The following is a 230-nucleotide window of genomic DNA, read 5'->3' as shown; positions in this document are numbered from 1 at the left end:
ATAGAAATGGAAGTTATAAAATTTCATCACGAAATTTAAGAGAATTTATTGCTGAATCTGCATTTTTAAGAATTTTTATAGCTTGGGAGACTTTTATTGAAAAATGTTTTATCGATTACCTTATAAATGAGGAATCTATAACAAACAATAGACCTGCGAAATGGGCTACACCTATTAATGCTAATCATGCTAATGAAATAATAATTGGAAATCAAAAACATATGGATTGG

General features: G+C 27.4%; 1 protein-coding gene. It reads left to right on the top strand.

From position 1 onward, the window contains the following. On the top strand, positions 1–230 hold a 230-nt coding region (locus SB786_RS37960), incomplete at both ends, for a hypothetical protein (protein ID WP_410731807.1).

Source organism: Burkholderia sp. SIMBA_062 (assembly GCF_046534765.1).
In the GTDB taxonomy this organism is placed as follows: domain Bacteria; phylum Pseudomonadota; class Gammaproteobacteria; order Burkholderiales; family Burkholderiaceae; genus Burkholderia; species Burkholderia ambifaria.
Note: the sequence above shows the minus strand (reverse complement) of the source record. Positions and strands in the feature narration are given on the sequence as shown.